The 16665-nt window shown below is 69.6% G+C and carries 12 protein-coding genes; 4 read left to right on the top strand and 8 right to left on the bottom strand.

Annotated elements, in window-relative coordinates; translation table 11 throughout:
- Positions 1-57 precede the first annotated feature (57 nt).
- The gene (locus ACLJPX_RS00725) at positions 58-1554 is read left to right on the top strand and encodes a cryptochrome/photolyase family protein (protein ID WP_410598216.1); all 1497 of its coding nucleotides are present in this window, start codon (positions 58-60) and stop codon (positions 1552-1554) included.
- 10 nt (positions 1555-1564) lie between these two features.
- Here ACLJPX_RS00725 and ACLJPX_RS00730 read toward each other — a convergent pair whose 3' ends face one another.
- Complete coding sequence (locus ACLJPX_RS00730; protein WP_410598217.1) at positions 1565-2044, bottom strand: DinB family protein; 480 nt, start codon at positions 2042-2044, stop codon at positions 1565-1567.
- A gap of 511 nt (positions 2045-2555) precedes the next feature.
- Here ACLJPX_RS00730 and ACLJPX_RS00735 point away from each other — a divergent pair.
- Positions 2556-2924 carry a hypothetical protein gene (locus tag ACLJPX_RS00735; protein ID WP_101613684.1) on the top strand — a complete coding sequence of 123 codons (369 nt, stop codon included), beginning with the start codon at positions 2556-2558 and terminating at the stop codon, positions 2922-2924.
- Between the two features lie 146 nt (positions 2925-3070).
- On the opposite strand, the gene ACLJPX_RS00740 is transcribed toward ACLJPX_RS00735, so the two are convergent.
- Positions 3071-3757, bottom strand: a complete 687-nt coding sequence (locus ACLJPX_RS00740) for a GntR family transcriptional regulator (RefSeq protein WP_410598218.1) — start codon at positions 3755-3757, stop codon at positions 3071-3073.
- Between the two features lie 65 nt (positions 3758-3822).
- Between ACLJPX_RS00740 and ACLJPX_RS00745 the strand changes: the two genes are divergently transcribed.
- Positions 3823-4611: an alpha/beta fold hydrolase gene (locus tag ACLJPX_RS00745; protein ID WP_410598219.1), complete on the top strand. Its 789-nt coding sequence runs from the start codon at positions 3823-3825 to the stop codon at positions 4609-4611.
- 6 nt (positions 4612-4617) lie between these two features.
- Here ACLJPX_RS00745 and ACLJPX_RS00750 read toward each other — a convergent pair whose 3' ends face one another.
- Positions 4618-6882, bottom strand: a complete 2265-nt coding sequence (locus ACLJPX_RS00750; RefSeq protein WP_410598220.1) for a helix-turn-helix domain-containing protein — start codon at positions 6880-6882, stop codon at positions 4618-4620.
- Between the two features lie 137 nt (positions 6883-7019).
- Between ACLJPX_RS00750 and ACLJPX_RS00755 the strand changes: the two genes are divergently transcribed.
- A complete protein-coding gene (locus ACLJPX_RS00755) occupies positions 7020-7250 on the top strand; it encodes a hypothetical protein (RefSeq protein ID WP_101607061.1) in 231 nt (76 codons plus the stop codon).
- A gap of 6 nt (positions 7251-7256) precedes the next feature.
- Here the strand turns inward: ACLJPX_RS00755 and ACLJPX_RS00760 are convergent, their stop codons facing one another.
- The 5 genes from ACLJPX_RS00760 to ACLJPX_RS00780 form a co-directional block, all read right to left on the bottom strand.
- The gene (locus tag ACLJPX_RS00760) at positions 7257-8249 is read right to left on the bottom strand and encodes a hypothetical protein (protein ID WP_101607062.1); all 993 of its coding nucleotides are present in this window, start codon (positions 8247-8249) and stop codon (positions 7257-7259) included.
- A gap of 57 nt (positions 8250-8306) precedes the next feature.
- Positions 8307-8558 (bottom strand): tetratricopeptide repeat protein, encoded by a 252-nt coding sequence (locus ACLJPX_RS00765; RefSeq protein ID WP_410598221.1) that lies wholly within the window; start codon positions 8556-8558, stop codon positions 8307-8309.
- Positions 8559-8622: 64 nt separating this feature from the next.
- The gene (locus tag ACLJPX_RS00770) at positions 8623-8859 is read right to left on the bottom strand and encodes a phosphopantetheine-binding protein (protein ID WP_410598222.1); all 237 of its coding nucleotides are present in this window, start codon (positions 8857-8859) and stop codon (positions 8623-8625) included.
- Complete coding sequence (locus ACLJPX_RS00775) at positions 8856-10352, bottom strand: amino acid adenylation domain-containing protein (RefSeq protein ID WP_410598223.1); 1497 nt, start codon at positions 10350-10352, stop codon at positions 8856-8858. Before ACLJPX_RS00775 ends, ACLJPX_RS00770 begins: the two co-directional genes overlap by 4 nt.
- Positions 10349-16657 carry an amino acid adenylation domain-containing protein gene (locus tag ACLJPX_RS00780; RefSeq protein ID WP_410598224.1) on the bottom strand — a complete coding sequence of 2103 codons (6309 nt, stop codon included), beginning with the start codon at positions 16655-16657 and terminating at the stop codon, positions 10349-10351. Before ACLJPX_RS00780 ends, ACLJPX_RS00775 begins: the two co-directional genes overlap by 4 nt.
- Positions 16658-16665: the final 8 nt, after the last annotated feature.

The following is a 16665-nucleotide window of genomic DNA, read 5'->3' on the forward strand; positions in this document are numbered from 1 at the left end:
GAACTCCCGGCCGAGACTAGAATCGCATCGATTGTGAATCGATAAACGGGAGTTGGTGTGGGCGGACCCGAACCGTTGTGGCTCTTCGGTGATCAGCTGGGGCCGCATTTTCACGGCACGGCCGAAAACCGGGACCGCGAGGTGGTGCTGATCCGCTCGACCGCGGCTTTCGCGCGCCGCCCGTTCCATCGGCAGAAGATCCACTTGGTCGAAGCGGGAATCCGGCGGCTCGCCGCGGATCTCGGCGAACGGGCCCGGATCGTCGACGCGCCGACCTATGCGGAAGGGCTGCGGCGGCTCGGAAGGCCGGTCGTGGTGCACGAACCCGGATCGCATGCCGCCGAAGGGCTCGTCCGGCGTCTGAGGGATCAAGGCCTGGTCGGGGAAGTCTTGCCGACAACGGGATTCGTGCGGTCCAAAAAGGACTTCGCGACCTGGGCGGCGGACCGGCCGCGGTTCGTGATGGAGGACTTCTATCGTGACCAGCGCCGGCGGTTCGGCGTCCTGCTCGAACCGGACGGTGCTCCGGCGGGCGGTAAATGGAATTTCGACCACGACAACCGGCGTCCCCCGCCGGGGCGATCGACTTTGCCCGTCGCCGCGCCCTTTTTCCCGGTCGAGGACGAAGTGGACGAGCAGGTCCGCGCGGACCTCGACAGGGCGGAACGGGACGGCGACATCCATCCTGTCGGTGTCGACGGTCCACGCCTGTTCGCCGTCAGCCAGGCCGAAGCGGAGCAGGCGTTGGACCGGTTCCTGGACCACCGGCTGGCCACTTTCGGTCCTCACCAGGACGCCATGCTCAGCGCGGACTGGGCGATGTCGCACGCACTGCTGTCGGTACCGCTGAACCTCGGCCTGCTCGATCCGCTCGACGTCGTCCGTCGTGCCGAGGAAAGGCATTGGTCCGGCGCCGCGCCGCTGGCGAGTGTCGAAGGCTTCGTCCGGCAGATCCTCGGCTGGCGGGAATGGATCTGGCATCTCTACTGGCATCTGGGGCCGGATTACCTCAAGAAGAACGAACTCCGCGCCCACCGGAAGCTGCCGCGGTGGTGGCGGGAACTCGACGCCGACTCGGTCGAGGCGGCTTGTCTCCGCACCGCGCTCGCCGGGGTGCGGGACCGCGGCTACGCCCACCACATCGAGCGGCTCATGGTGCTGGGCAACCACGCCCTGCAGCGCGGCTACGACCCGGCCGAGCTCACCGGCTGGTTCGCCACCGCGTTCGTCGACGGCTTCCCCTGGGTCATGCCTGCGAACGTGGTCGGGATGAGCCAATACGCCGACGGGGGAATCGTCGGCACCAAGCCGTACGCGGCGGGCGGTGCCTACATCCACCGCATGAGCGACCACTGCGGCGGATGCACCTACGACCCGAAGAAACGCGTGGGCGCCGACGCCTGCCCGTTCACCGCCGGTTATTGGGCTTTCCTCGACCGCAACGCCGATCGGCTCCGGGGCAATCCGCGGATGCGCCAGCCGCTCAACGGCCTCCGCAGACTGGCGGACCTTCCCGACGTCGTGGCGAGGGAAAGCCGGCGAGAGCGGTTTTGAGAGGGAGGACTCAGGCGGCGAGTACCTGTTCGCGCAGGATGTCGGCGTGTCCGCAGTGGTGGGCCAGCTCCCGCAGAACCTGCAGGTACACCCAGTGGAGCGTGCGCGGCCCGGTCCGGTGACCGGTCACGACGGTGTCCAGTGGCAGGTCCGCGACCGTCGTCCTGGCCGTGGCGCAGGCTTCCCGGTGGGCCGCGGTGAGCGAAGCGACGGTGTCTTCGTCCGAGAGCCGGAAGGATTCATCCGGATTCCGCAGCAGGCCGAGCTCCTGGCGGGAAGTTCCCCCGACGCACTCTTCGAACCACACCCGCTGCATCCACGTGACGTGCTTGAGCAGTCCGAGCAGCGTCGTCGCCGACGGGACGAGCCGGCGGCGGGCCTGTTCTTCGGTGAGACCGTCGAGAGTCGCCTCGATGGCGCCGCGGTATTCCTCGATGAAGGCTTCGAGCTGGGTGCGTTCGTCGTCCAGCGGTACAGCGAACGAGCTCATCGAGCCTCCTGATCCTGGTTTTGCGTAAGTCTCGCAGAGGGGTCGTTCTCACCCGAATCACCACTCACGACCGCGCCGCGGCCGCTGTGGCTGTTGGTGCGCGTGGGGCGAAAGTGGCGGCCGTGGCGATCACAAAGGTAGTGAAGGGGGGCTTCATGTACTTGGGCCCCTTCGCAAGTAGTCGACTACTTGCGTAGTGGGCGTGAGTGGCGATTCGTGGACTGTGTGGATTTTGGGTCATCTAACGCCCCAAAATCCACACAGTCCCGCCGTCACTGGTCCGATCGTGGCGGGGTGTGTGGAAATAGGGACACTCAACGTCCCTATTTCCACACAGCCCTTCGCAGGTAGTCGACTACTTGCGTAGGGGTCGCCTCCTGACGATCACCGCTGAAGCCCCCTTCTCACGTTTCGCGTGGGAAGGGGGCTTTTTCGGTCCTTAGTGAATATTTATCGCGCGGGTAGCGGTGGTACTTAGCCTCGGTGGCTCGACAATCACTGGGGAGTGATCATGAAGTTTCTTGTTCGGGCCACCACGGTCGCCGGTGTGCTGGCGCTCGGTTTCGCCGGATTGGCGGGCACCGCCTCCGCCGCGCCGACCACGTCGCTGGAGGTGTGCAGCCCGCTCGGCTGCGCGGTGCAAAGCGTCCAGGCCACCATCGGTCCGGGAGAGCTGTTCACCACGTTGACCGACAACTCGCCGACTGCGGCTCTCATCGCACAGTTCATCGTGTCCCCGCCGAGTCAGACCAGCATCGTCCACGTCAACGATGGGGTGTTCCATGGCTTGGTCAGGTTGCCGAGCGGTTGGAAGCAGCTGACGGTGAAGGCCTGCTCCACCCCGACCAACTGCAACAGCAAGTCCATCATCCGGCTGTAAGGCCTCGTGAGTGGCCCTACTGGATTCTGGCTTCGGCTGATCGGAGGTCCGGTCCGTGAAGGCCCCCATCACTACTTTCAAGGTAGGCAAGGGGCCCTTGGCGACCCGGCCCTGCACATACCGGGTCCGATCTCGGCACGCCGTGATCAATGCCCGAGCAGCCGGGCGCTCTCTTCGGCCCGGTGCAAGGCTGTCAGCAAAGCGGCCCGGCCACCATCGTCGATGTCCTCGGTGAGCGCGTCGGCAGCGGTTTTCCCGCCCTGCCGGAGCTTTTCGACCAGCTCGCGGTGGACAGCGGCCAGGCGCGCGGCGTCGAAATCCGGCCGGACGAAGGTGAGCAGCAGCCGGATCTCGTCCTCGCAGCGCCGGAAGTCGTCCAGCAGGCGCCGGTTGCCCGCCGCCGCGACGATCGCCCGGTGGACGGCGCCGTGCACCCCGGTCAGCTCGCGCCAGGACGGGGCGGGGGACCGTCCGGCCAGTTCCTCCAGGCGCTCGACCTCGGCGAGCACCGGGCTCAGGTCGGCGCCCTTGTCCTGCGCCATGCGCAGCGCGCCGAGTTCGAGCACCTTGCGGTAGTCGAAGACCTCGTCGATCCGCCGCCTGCTCAGCGGGGCGACGACGGCGCCCCGGTGGCGTTCGTGCGCCACCAGCCCGCGCTCGGTGAGCAGCTGGATGGCCGACCGGATCGTGTGCCTGCCGACGTCGAAGCGTTCGGCCAGCACCTCTTCGCGGAAGCGGGTGCCGACCGGATGAACACCTTCGAGCAGTTCTCCGCGCAGGGCCGCGGCGATCCGCTCCGGGGCGGCCTGCGCACGGTTCGGACTCCCTGCCATGGCTCTCCTTGCGTCACAGTTTCCGGTAAGATTGTGCAACAATACCGCGAACACGAGGAGCGCTGATGGAGATCGACGGGGTCCGCGTCCATGGCGAGTCCGGGCAGCCGGTACTGCTGCTGCCCGGTGGCGCCGAGGCCTGCGACGGTTTCTTTCCCGGTCTGGTCGAAGGGCTCGTCGCCGATCCGGGTTGCCGGGTGATCGTGCACGACCGGCCGGGCACTGGCGCCTCGACGGACGAGGGGGCGCTGGCGGATGCCGCCGCCCACCTGAGCGCGCTCATCGACAGCCTGGACTGTGGCCCGGTCGTGGTCGTCGGCCAGAGCCTCGGCGGCGCCGTGGCGGTCCTGCTCGCCCGCGCGCACCCCGAGAAGGTCGCCGGACTGGTCCTGCTCGACCCGACGCCCATCGACGATCCCCGGACCTGCGCCGGTCTGGAGCGCGGGATAGGCGTGCTCGGCTCGGTCTCGACGGTTCCCGTGCTGCGTAGCGTCCTGCCCCGCGTGGTCCACGCCGCCGTCGTCCGGGCCGCGCGACGTCAGGAACTCCGGCCCGACTGCGAGGCAGCGTTCGTGCGGACGGGCGACCTGGACGCGCCGATGCTGGCCCGCGCGGTCCGCGGTATCTCGGTACTGGCGAAGGACTTGCAAGGGGCGGAGCTGCCCAGCCTGCCTGCCGTGGTGGTGACCGCGGACCGCAAGCCGGACAGCGCGATGCGGCGCTCCCACGAGCGCCTCGCCGCCGCGTTCGGCGGGCGGGTCGAGTGCTGGCCGGGGGCGACGCACAGCGTGCACCTCGACCATCCCGACGAAACCCTGGCGACAGTGCGTGCTCTGGTCGCCCAGGTCGGCTGAACGGGCCTACCCCGCGATCGTCCCGTCCGTGTCGAGACCGTGGTGCTTGATCAGGAGTGCCGTGTCGTCCAGTTCCTGATCACCGTTGAGGTGGAGACGCAGATTCGTGCTGGCCTCGTTGTTGCCTTCGGCGATCATCCTGCCCAGTTCCCGCCATCGGGCCTGGCGGGTGAGAAACGCGGTGTAGGTGCGGCTGGCCGCGCGGGACGTCTCGGCCAGTTCTCGCGCTTCGTCCTCTCGATCGACGGTCAAGAGCAACTCGGTCAGGTGCCGTCGCACGACCTTGTCCGGGTGTGCCTCGCTGTGCCTGCGCAACTTGGTCAGATCGCCGTCCGCGTGCAAGCGGGCGGCGACCGACCTGATGTCGCCTGACGGTGGGCCAGGGGGGATGCCGGCGCCGTCGTCTCCCGCCTTGCCCTGGAGGGTAAGGAGAAGCTGGGGAGCGGCGGGATCCTGGCCGAGGAGTTCTCTGCACTCCGCGATCGCCTCGGACACGAGTCCGAGTTCGGCGAGTTTCGTGATCAATCGGTACGGCCGGATCGAACCGGCCGTGGTCAGGTCACGCCACTGCTGAGCCGTCCACTGTGGATCCAGCTTGCCGATGTCGGCGAGGACCGCATCGGCCTGCCCGAGGCGATCGGCGGCGCCCGCTTGGTGCCAGGCACGTTTCGCCGGGCCGGCAGTGCGGCGCCGCGCGTGCAGGCGAGCGAGTTGCAGGAACACGCAGCCTTCCGCGCGTTCGGTCGACAGGGCCGTGAGGGCGTCGAGATCGTCCCGCACGCGCAGGATCGCCGCCCATTCGGCCAGGGCGCACACGTCACCGTCGTCCGCCGCGCGGCGCTGGAGCCCGATCGCGTGACCGTAGAGAAGACGCTGATAGGCCCGTTTGCCCAGGTGATGGGCCTGAGCATCGGGAGCGTGGGTGAGGCAGGCCTCCCAGAAGGCGTCGGGAGGCGGGATCTTGAGCCGGACGCGTTGCAAGTGCTGATCGAGATAGTCGGCGAGGTCGTAGCCCGCGGCGTCGTCGAGAGGGATGAGGGCTTGGACGCCTTGCGTGGAGCGGAAGGGTTTGGTGGCGTAGGCGAGGGCGTCGTCGAACCAGCCGTCGGGCGGGCTGGTCCGGCCGCGTTCTTCCCGCCACCACCCGATGGCGATATCGCGCAGCAGAGGAGCGGACAGCGCGTGGGTGTGGCCGAGGCGGTGTGAGTCGGCCGCGGCGTCGAGGACGAGCCGGTTCAGCCGGTGGGGTGCGTTCGTATAGCGCTGCAACAGTTCGTAGGCACCGGCGAGAGTCTGCGCGAATCCGACACGGTCGCGGTCGGCGAGGGCTTCGTCGAGGCGGGCGTCTCGGCTGCCCGTGGCGAGTTCCCGGGCGCTGACGCGTTCCGAGGTGAGCAGATCGGACGGGACGTCGTGCCAGCGCACCCATTCGTTGTCGGTGGTGAGAAGGTCGATGTTGTCGCTGTGCCGGTCTTCCTCCGCGATGGCGTCCCGCAGGGTTTCCGCCCACAAGGAGCCGACCGCCACCACCGGGCGGGTCCGCCGGACGGCGAGCAGGTCGCGCAGGACGTCGAGCGACAGTCCGGTGCCGTCGGAGCCGAGGAACTTCCGCAGGTCGTTGAGCCACAGCACGCACGGCCGGCGGTTCACCAGGCCGGAGGCCGCGAGACCGCGCAGCGCGGCCGCCGAGCGAGGTCTTACGACTGCCCAGTCGGGGCATAAGGCGTGCACGGCCTCGTGGAGTGATCGGGTCTTCCCGGTCGAGGAGTCACCGCGCACCACGATCAGCGCCGAGAGATCACCGGCAGCGGCAGCGGCGATGTCCGCGCGCAGTGCCGTGTCGTGGACTCTCGGCACATAGGGCGGCGGTGTCACGGCATGATGTCGTCCGGGGACGTACGCGCCGCGGTCGATCGCGGTGTGTACGGTCGCCTCAGCCGGGGTGAATCGTTCCATCTCCCAGACCGTGCACTCGGCCGCCGCCGCGGCCGACGCGAAGGTGACTTGAGCCGGGTCGCGGTGATCCGGTCGCGTGAGCTTCAGCAGGCGAAGCGCCTCCGCGCGTTCGACGTCGTCGGCGCCCAGAGCGGTCAGCAGCGCCTTGAGCGTGCTCTCGCCCCGCTCATGACCAGGTTTGGTCACGTACTTCTGCGCGGCTCCGTGACTGCACGACGCAAGTTTGGCCAAGTCCACGTAGGTGAGGCCGCTGCGGGTCTTCAAGGTGCCCAGCAGTGCTCGCAACTGTTCGTCCGCGATGCCCGGATCCGCCATCGGCTCAGCTTTCCTCGTCCATCCATCGTGCGGGTCGTGATCGTGTGCGTGGATCCGCTGACCGGCGAGGCGCGCACCGGCATCGTGAAGTTCGTGACCGGACCACCCGGTCACGAACGAACCGAAAGGTGGTGGTCATGGGCTTCACGCCGTCCGCCTCTACCGCCGGAATCGCGGGCCTGTCCGGAATACTGCCGATGTGGTGCGTGATCGCCATCGTGCTCACCGGGCTGGTCCTCGTGGTGCTGAAGGTGATCGTCACCCAGATCATCCGCCTTCGTGCGAGCAGCAGGATCACCACGAGCGCGCACGCCCTCCGCGTTCTCGAGATCGAAGGGCGCCGGTCCCGATCGCAGCGTACTCAGTGAAGCCGCCTAGTTTTTCTTGCGACGTCCGAGCGCCAGCGCGACGACGACCGCGATCCCGAACCCGAGCCCGACGAGCGCGACCGGATCCGATTTGCCGGTGGTCTTCGGCGGCTCGATGATCACCACTTTGCCCGGTGGTGGTTCGGTGGGGCGTGGGGTGCGGTCGAGCAGGACCCAGAGCATGGTTGCGAGCGCGACGAGCGACGCTTCGATGACGATCACGAACGCCGCGTACGCGTGCCATCCGGGGACTGCCTCGGGCAGCGGGACCAGCGCGGAGAGCGCCATCACCTCGCCGAGGCTCAAGATGAACACGGCGAACACGACGGTCGGCCGTTGGCCGGGATCTGTCGCCGCGTCGCGGAAGAAGCCCACCTCGACCCCCAAGGCGACGATGAGCAGCACGATCACCTGGCTCATCTGTGCGAAGAACTCTTGATCGACGTCGCCGTCGAGCTGGTACTCCCACCATGTGGTGGCGAGGTAGGCGAAGAGTGTGCCGATCAGAAGAGGGATCGCCGTCCGGACGCGAACCCACTCGTCGGGGTTGTCGTTCCGGACCTTCTGGCTGAGGAACACGGTCGGACTGGCGTTCAACGTAGTGGACAGGATGATCGCCAGCGCCGCGATGTAGGCGGGGGAGACGGCCAGATCGAGCCACAGCCGCGTCATCTCGGCGGCGGAAGTCCGAGGAGTGACCAGGACCGCGGTGAGGAAGTCGAGCCCTAGCGTCATCAGGGCGCCGACCAGCCACCAGATCAAGATCGATCGTCTTTTGGCGCCTCCGGTTCTCCACCGGAACAATCTCTTCGCCAGCAGCACGGCGGAGAGGATGACGAAGTCGATCGGAACCAGCAGCCAATCCCACCGGTGGTTCAGCTTCAGCTCGTCGTTGAACGCGCCCAGGAACTCGTCACTGAAGGCCAGCACGACGAGCACGATGAAGGCCGCGCTGATAGGGAGGACCGCGGTGGCGGGAGAACGGGTTGGTCGGGTCACGCCCCACAGTCGGTTGTCACCGGTGACGTGTTACTCACGGGTTTGTCCACTGTGGACTCAGTGGCCCTGGATCGTCTGCAGACCGCGGCGACAGCTCGAGGTGATCGGGTGCCGGGCTCCGAGGACTTCGTCGCAGAGCTCCAGGGTGGTGCGCTGTTCTCGTTCGGCTTCCTCCGGCCTGCCGGCGCGATGCAGGGCGAAACCGAGCAGGTTCCGGGCTTTCGGCGTCTCCCGGTGGTCGGCGCCGAAGCGGCGGGTGACGAGGTCGACGGCGGCCTGGCGGGCTGGGATCGAATCGTCTTCCGGCATGCCGCCTCCCCTGGCGGTGAAAGACGCTGTCGATTCGAGGGTACCCAGATCTTCGGGCACCGGCCTATGCCTGGTCCGAGGCGATCACGGCCGCCAGGTCCGCGGGCGACGGATAGGCGAAGACCAGGGCGACCGAGACCTCGATGCCGAGCGCGTCCTGCAGGCCCGCGGTGATCTGGAAGGCGGCCAGCGAGTCCCCGTTCGACTCGAAGAAGTCGCTGTCGGCGTCCAAGGTGTTGTCGCCCAGGGAATCGCGGTACAGCGACACGATCAGCTCGGGCAGGTCGTGGGTGGTGGTCATCGCGGTCCGTTCTCCTGGGTGAGGGTCAGCACTTTCCGGTCGGTCTTGCCGCTGTGCGTGGTCGGCAGGCTGGCGATGCGGACGAAGCGGCGCGGCATCATGTACGGCGGCAGTGATCCGGCCAGGTGCGCGCGCAGCGCGGTGTCCGGCACGCCGTCCAGTTCGCCCACGACATGCGCGGTGAGGCCGACCCTGCCGCGTTCGTCCTTGTCCGCGGTGAGGACGGCGCCGGTCACGGCGGGATGGGACAGCAGCGCGCCTTCGATCTCGGCCGGATCCACGCGGTAGCCACGGATCTTGAGCTGCCGGTCGGCCCGGCCCAGGTACACGAGGTTGCCGTCGGCGTGACGGCGCGCGAGGTCGCCGGTGCGGTACAGCCGCGCCCCCGGTGGGCCGAACGGGTCCGGGACGAATCGTTCGGCGGTCAGGCCGGGCCGCCCGCCATAGCCGCGGGCGACGCCGACACCGCCGATGTGGACCTCCCCGGTGGCCCCGTCGGGGACGGGACGGTGATCCGGGCCGAGCAGCCACACCGAAACCCCGTCGATCGGCGTGCCGATCAGGTCGGCCGCCGTCACCGGGTCGCCGGGCACGGGGTAGCGGGTCGATGTCATGGTGCATTCGGTCGGGCCGTACTGGTTGACCAGCCGTCCCGGCAGCAGACCCCGGCCACCGGAAACGAGGAACGGCAACAGCGACTCCCCGCTCGAGACGATCAGTTCGACCGTCCGCAGCGCCGCCGTGGCGGCCTCGTGCCCGGCCAGGAAACCGAGGAACGACGGGGTCACGCTGAGCAGTGTGGTGACGCCGAAGGTGCGCACGGTGTCCGCGAACTCGTCCGGGCGCAGCAGTTTCGCGCGGGGGACGAGGACCACGCAGCCACCGGCGACGAGCGGCGCGAACACGTCGCGGATCGAGGCGTCGTAACCGAACGGGGCCACCTGCAAGGTGACCGTCCGTGGTCCCAAACCGTTGTCCGCGCCGATCGCGCGCAGGTACGACCGCAGCCCGCCGTGTTCGACCAGCACGGCGTTGGGCGCGCCGGTCGACCCGGACGTGTGGCTGACGTACGCGAGCGTGCGTGGCGTGACTTCGGGCAAGCGCACCGCCTCGGCGGGCGGCATGGTCTGGTCGATCGCGATGACCGGACCCGTGATGGGCAGCGCGAGCCGCTTGGCGAGCGCGGTCGTCGTCACCAGCATGCGCGCGCCACCGGTGCGGCACATCGCGTCGAGGCGAGCGGAGGGCAGGTCGGCGTCGAGGGCGAGGAACGCGCCGCCTGCCCGCGCTACGGCGGCCATCGCGATCACGGCTTCCACACCGTGCTCGACGGCGAAGGCGCAGACCTGCTCCGGTCCCAGCCCGTTGCCCGCCAGTACTTGGGCGAGCCGCTGGATCCGGTCGGTCAGCTCCCCGTAGGTCAGCTGACCGTCCGGGGTGCGGAGCGCGACCGCCTCAGGAGGATGTGCGCAGACGTCGTCGACGAAACTCATGTCGCCTCGCTGGCCAAGAGTTGTTCCACCTCGGCGTCGGACAGCCCGGTGATCTCGTCCTCGACCGCCCGCGTCACCGCTTGCGCCAGCTCGGCGACCGTGGTGGCCTCGAACAGGCGGCGCAGCGGAAGCTCCACGGCGAACGCGCGCCGCAGCTGGGCCAGTACCCGGGTCGCCAGCAGGGAATGCCCGCCCAGCGCGAAGAAATCGTCCGTCACCCCGACCTGGTCCACCCCGAGCACCTCGCGCCAGATGTCGGCGATGAGCTGCTCCGCCGGGTCACGCGGCGCCTCGGCCGGTCCGGTTCCGGACGCGACCGGTTCCGCCGAGGGCAAGGCCTTTCGATCGACCTTCCCGCTCGCCGTCATCGGCAGGGCGGCGAGGGTCGCCCAGCGCGCCGGGACCATGTACTCCGGCAGCAGCGCACGCAGGTGTTCGCGCAACGCCGCGGCGGTGGGCTCGCCGGCGACGTAGGCGGCCAGCAGCGGATCACCCGCCGGGCCCGCCGTGGTGACCACTACGGCGGCGTCGACGTCCGGATGCCGCAGCAGGGCCGCCTCGATCTCGCCGAGTTCGACGCGCAACCCGCGGATCTTGACCTGGTGGTCGATCCGCCCGAGGAACTCGATCGCCCCGTCCTGGCGATACCGGACCAGGTCCCCGGTGCGGTACAGCCGTGCCCCCGGCGGGCCGAACGGGTCCGGGACGAACCGTTCGGCGGTGAGGGCGGCGCGGTGGTGATACCCGCGGGCCAGCCGCACCCCGCCGAGGCACAGTTCCCCGGGCACGCCGGTCGGCAGCGGGCGGAGATCGGCGTCCACGATGTAGGCGCGGGTGCCCGCGACCGGCCGTCCGATCGGCATCGCGGCACCGCCCGGCTGCTCGCCGAGGTCACCGGACACCGGGTACAGCAGGGAACAGATGGTCGCCTCGGTCGGCCCGTAGCTGCACAGGAACCGCCCCGGATGGCCGGTCGCCGCCCACTGCCGCGCGTCGTCGGCCGTGACCACGTCGGCGCCGACGTTCATCAACCGCAGTCCCGCCAGCAGCTCCGGGCCGTAGCGCATCGCCTCGCGGTAGTACGCGGGCGCGGTGTCGATGATCGTCACCCCGTACTCGGCCAGCCGGGCCGGAAGCTCGGCCGGGGTCCAGGACTCCGGGTCGCTCACCACGATCGTCGCGCCGGTGAGGAGCGTGGCGCCGATCTGGTCCATGGCCACGTCGAAGGTCAGCGCGGACAGCAGGACGACGCGGTCGTCGGAGCCGATGGTGTAGGCGTCCGCGATCACCCGGCAGTGGTGGGCGTAGGACCGGTGTTCGATCAAGACGCCCTTGGGCCGCCCGGTCGAACCGGAGGTGTAGATGATGTACGCCAGCGAACGCGGGTCCGGCCGGGGCATCAGGTTGTCGTCTTCGGTGGGCCAGTCCGCCGGTTCGCCGTCGACGGCCACCACTTCGCGGTCGCCGAACCGGCCGGCGAACTCCGGAGTGGTCACCACGACCCGGGCACCGGCGTCGGTCAGCATGAAGTCCAGCCGTTCCGCGGGATGCCGCGGGTCGAACGGGGCGTACACCCCGCCGGACTTGAGCACGCCCAGCAGGACCACCACGGCGTCGAGTGATCGTTCCAGGCAAACGCCGACGACGGTCTCCGGCCCGGCCCCGCGCGTCCGCAACAGCCGCGCGAACCGGTTGGCCCGTGCGTTCAGTTCGGCGTAGGTCAGCTGCCGCGTGCCGGAGACGACGGCGATCGCGTCGGGACGCAGCGCCGCCTGTCGCTCGACCAGTTCGGGCAGGCACATCCGGTGTTCTTCGGCGGGATCCAGCGCCGCCAGCCGATCGCGCTCCGGGTCGGGCCAGTCGCTCAGCAGCCGCCTGCGCTCGTCCTCGCCGAGGATGTCCAGCTCGGCCAGCCTCCGGTCCGGAGCGGTGCCGATGCTCGCCAGCAGGTGCAGGTAGTGCCCGGCCATCCGCTCGACGGTCGTCCGGTCGAACAGGCTGGTCGCGTACTCGAAGACGCAGCGTAGTTCGCCGCCGTCCCGCTGCTGGACGGACACGATGAGGTCGAACTTGGCCACCGGAGTGCCGGAGGGGACACCCTGCACGGCGGTGCCGCACAGGGTGTCCGGCCGGTTCTCCAGGTGCTCCAGCTCGAACATGATCTGGAACAACGGGTTCCTGGAGAGGTCCCGATCCGGCTGCAGCGCGTCGACGAGGTGCTCGAACGGCACGTCCTGGTGAGCGAACGCGTCGGTGCAGCCGCGGCGCACCTGGTCGAGCAGTGCGGTGAAGGTCGGCTCACCGGCCAGATCGGCCCGGAGGACCAACGTGTTGGTGAAGAAGCCCAGCAGTTCTTCGGTTTCCTGCCGCGTCCGGCCCGCGACCGGGGTACCGACCGAGACGTCGGTGCGGCCGGTGTAGCGGCCGAGCAGCACCTGGAACGCGGCGAGCAGGGTCATGAACGGAGTGGCGCCCTGCCGGGCGGCCAGTTCGGTCACCGCCTTGGCCACCGGCACCGGGACGGTGACCGCCACCGTGTCCCCGCGCGGGTCACGCTGTGCCGGGCGCGGGCGGTCGGTGGTCAGCTCGACCGGGGTGAGCCCGGCCAGCCGGTCCAGCCAGTACCGGAGCTGACCGGCCATGTCCTGAGTGGACTGTGCGGATCGTTGCCAGGCGGCGAAGTCCGCGTACTGGATGGGCAGCGGCCCGCCGTGGGCGGCGTTCAGGTCGCGGAACAGGATGTCCATCGACCACGCGTCGAAGGCGATGTGGTGCAGGGTCAGCGCGACGAGGTGCTCGTCCGCGGCCACCCGGACCACGGTGACCCGCAGCGGATGCTCGCGCTCGAGGTCGAACGGCCTGCCGGACACCTGGTCCAGCAGCTCTCGGGCCTCTTCGGGCCTGCCGGTCAGGTCGACGAGGCGGAACGCCACCGGCCCCGGCGGGTCGACGATCTGCACGGGCTCGCCGCCCTGGCCGACGTAGCGGGTGCGCAGTACCTCGTGCCGCTCGGCGAGCCGGTCCAGCGCGCGCTGGAACGCGTCGACCGAAAGCGGGCCGGAAAGCCGCAGCGCCAACGGGATGAGGTACTCGACGCTGCCCGGGTCGAGCTGGTCGAGGAACCACATCCGCTGCTGGGCGAACGACAACGGCAGGCCGTCGCCGTCCCGGGGGACCGGCCGGATCGCCGCGACGGCGGTGCCCGTGGTGTTCGCGTCGAGCCGGGCGGCGAGGCGCTCGACGGTCCGGTCGTCGAACAGTTCGCCGACCGTCAGCTCGCCACCGAACTCACGCCGGAGCTTCAGCACGAGCCGGATGGCCAGCAGCGAGTGCCCGCCGAGGGCGAAGAAATCGGCGCGGACGTCGACGCGCTCGACACCGAGCAACTCGGCCATGGCGGCGGCGACGAATTCCTCGGACGGGGTCCTCGGCGCCGTGTGATCGTCCGATGTGGACTCCGGGCCGTCCGGCGCGGGTAGCGCGGCACGGTCCAGCTTGCCGTTGGGACCCAAGGGGAGCGCGCCGAGGAGGTGGATGGCCGGTGGGATCATGGGCGACGGCAGCCGGGTGGCCAGATGCTCGCTCAGGTCCGCCGACGTGGTTCCGTTGGTGGACACCGCGTAGGCGACGAGAGTGGTGTCTCCGGCCGGGGACCGGTGGGGGATGACGGCGGCGGCCGTGATGTCCGGATGCGTGCACAGGACGGCTTCGATCTCGGCGGGTTCGATCCGCACGCCGTTGATCTTGACCTGGTGGTCGACACGGCCCGCGTACTCCAGGGTGCCGTCTTCGCGCCAGCGGGCCAGATCGCCGGTGCGGTACCAGCGTTCGCCCGGCACCGAGGGGTACGGATGCGGGGTGAACTGCCGGGCGGTCTGGCCGGGACGATCGGCGTAGCCCCGGGCGAGGCCGACGCCGCTGACGCACAGCTCGCCCGGGACACCGATCGGCACGAGCCGGTCCGCGGCGTCCACGACGAACACCCGCGTGTTGGACAACGGTGTGCCGATGGGCACGGTCCCTGCCTGCTCGTCGGGCCGGTAGCGCCCCGCGGTCACGTCGATGGCGCATTCGGTGGGGCCGTAGGTGTTGTCGACCTCCACGTCGAGCAGCTCGGTCAAGCGACGGCACAGCGACACCGGCAGCGCCTCGCCCGCAGAACAGACCAGGCGCAGCGAGGTGCATTCGGCGAATCCGGGTTCGTCGAGCAGCAGGCGCAGGATCGACGGGACGAGTTGCAGGACCGTGGCGCCGTGCCGGGTGATCGCCCCGGCCATCGCGGCGGGGTCGCGGTGGGCGCCGGGTGGCGCCATGACCAGGGTGGCTCCGGCAACGAACGGGGTCAGCAACTCCCACATCGAGGCGTCGAACCCGATCGTGGTCTTCTGCAGGACGCGATCGGTGGCCGTGAGCTGGTTGCGGACCGACCACAGGACCCGGTTGCGGATCCCGTCGTGCGTGACGGCGACACCCTTGGGCCTGCCCGTGGATCCCGAGGTGTGCACGACGTAGGCGATCTGCGCGCCGTGGATGGCCGGGCGATCGTCGAGGGAGTGGGGCGCGATGGCGTCCCGGTGCGCGTCCAGGTCGATCCGCGTGAGGGACTCCGGCAGGTGGACGTCCACTGTGGAATGTGACAGCACCAGGGCGATGCCGGTGTCGGCGACGACCTGGCGGAGGCGTTCGGCCGGATGGTCCGGCGGCAGCGGGACGTAGGTGGCACCGGCGGTGAGGATCGCCAGCAGCGCGACGGCCAGATCGGTGCCGCGGTCCATGGCGACGCCGACAGGGGTTTCCGTGTCGGCTCCGAGACCACGGAGATAGCCGGCGAGGGCACCGACGCGGGCGGCGAGCTCGCCATAGGTCAGTTCGTCCACATCGGACAGTACGGCCACGGCTTCGGGAGATCGCGCGGCTTGTGCGAAGAACAGCTCCGGCAGCGAGTGCTCGGCCGCCTCCGCCGTCGCCGTGCCGAAGGAACGCAGCCGGTCCTGTTCGGACTCGCCGACCAGTTCGAGCGCGTGCGCCGGATCCTCCGGCGCGGCAGTGATCTCTTCGAGCAGCCGCACGTAGTTGGCGGCCATCCGCTCGACCCGGGCCCGGTCGAACAGGCTCGTCGGGTGGATGAGCTGGCCGTGCACCGAGCCGTCGGCGAACTGGGCCAAGTGCAGCGACAGGTCGAAAGCCGAACTGGCCCACAGAGGCGGGCAGAGCGTGACGTCGAGCCCGGGCAGCCGATAGGGCCGCCGCCGGGCGTCGTACCACGCGATACCGGCCTGGAACACCGGGTTCCGCGACGGGTCCCGTTCCGGCTCCAGATGGGTGATGACCTGGTCGAACGGTACGTCCTGATGGGCGTACGCCTCGAGCGCGGTCTTTCTCGCCTGCGCCAGCAACTCCACAAAGGACGGTTCGCCGGACAGATCGCCTCGCAGGACCAGCGTGTTGAGGAACATGCCGATCAGCGACAGCTCGTCCCGGCGCCGGGTGGAGACCGAAACCCCGACCGCGACGTCTTCCTGTCCCGAATAGCGGGCGAGCAGGAGCTGGTAGGCGGCGAGGTAAACCATGAACGGCGTCGCGCGCTGTGCCCGGCCTAGGGCACGTAGGCGATCCGCCAGATCCGGCGGTACGACGAGGTCGACGCAGTCGCCGTCGGCCACCCACTTCGACGGCCGGGCGCGATCGGTGGGCAGTTCGAGCGGGCTGAGCCCGGACAGCCGGTCCGTCCAGTACGCGAGGCCGCTACCGGTGGTGTTCGGTTCTCGGCGGCGCAGCGCCTCGTGGTGCTGGAGAGCCGGTTCGGGCAGTGTCGCCGATCCGTAGAACGCGTCGAGTTCGTCGGCCAGCACACTCCAGGACAAACCGTCGAAGGCGATGTGGTGCACGGCGATCAGCAGGACGGCCTCGTCGTCGGCCCACCGGACCAGCGTGAGCCGCCACGGAGGCTCCGTGCGCAGGTCGATCGGGGTGCGCAGGTCGCCCAGCCGGAGCTCCCGCAAGCGCGCTTCGCGGTCCGCGAGCGGCAGGCCCGAGATGTCCACACCGGACAGTTCGACGGGTGCCGGATCGGTGATGATCTGCACCGCCGTCCCGTCCACCATGTCGAACCGGGACCGCAGTACCGCGTGCCTGGCCGCGATCTTCGTGAGCGCCGCTGCCAGCGCCCCGACGTCGAGGACGCCGCGCAAGCGGAGGGTCGCGGACAGCAGGTGCTCGATGGCCGCGTTCGCACGCAGCTCGTCGATGAACCACAGCTGTTCCTGCGACGACGACAGCGGGTGGACGCCACCGCTTTCCACCATGGCCAGCC

The organism is Amycolatopsis sp. lyj-90, assembly GCF_046549035.1.
Classification (GTDB): domain Bacteria; phylum Actinomycetota; class Actinomycetes; order Mycobacteriales; family Pseudonocardiaceae; genus Amycolatopsis.

Coding starts and splice junctions, on each gene's coding strand:
- ACLJPX_RS00730 (WP_410598217.1), bottom strand. CDS start 2,044: ATGAGCTCGTTCGCTGTACCGCTGGACGACGAACGCACCCAGCTCGAA.
- ACLJPX_RS00735 (WP_101613684.1), top strand. CDS start 2,556: ATGAAGTTTCTTGTTCGGGCCACCACGGTCGCCGGTGTGCTGGCGCTC.
- ACLJPX_RS00740 (WP_410598218.1), bottom strand. CDS start 3,757: ATGGCAGGGAGTCCGAACCGTGCGCAGGCCGCCCCGGAGCGGATCGCC.
- ACLJPX_RS00745 (WP_410598219.1), top strand. CDS start 3,823: ATGGAGATCGACGGGGTCCGCGTCCATGGCGAGTCCGGGCAGCCGGTA.
- ACLJPX_RS00750 (WP_410598220.1), bottom strand. CDS start 6,882: ATGGCGGATCCGGGCATCGCGGACGAACAGTTGCGAGCACTGCTGGGC.
- ACLJPX_RS00755 (WP_101607061.1), top strand. CDS start 7,020: ATGGGCTTCACGCCGTCCGCCTCTACCGCCGGAATCGCGGGCCTGTCC.
- ACLJPX_RS00765 (WP_410598221.1), bottom strand. CDS start 8,558: ATGCCGGAAGACGATTCGATCCCAGCCCGCCAGGCCGCCGTCGACCTC.
- ACLJPX_RS00770 (WP_410598222.1), bottom strand. CDS start 8,859: ATGACCACCACCCACGACCTGCCCGAGCTGATCGTGTCGCTGTACCGC.
- ACLJPX_RS00775 (WP_410598223.1), bottom strand. CDS start 10,352: ATGAGTTTCGTCGACGACGTCTGCGCACATCCTCCTGAGGCGGTCGCG.
- ACLJPX_RS00780 (WP_410598224.1), bottom strand. CDS start 16,657: ATGGTGGAAAGCGGTGGCGTCCACCCGCTGTCGTCGTCGCAGGAACAG.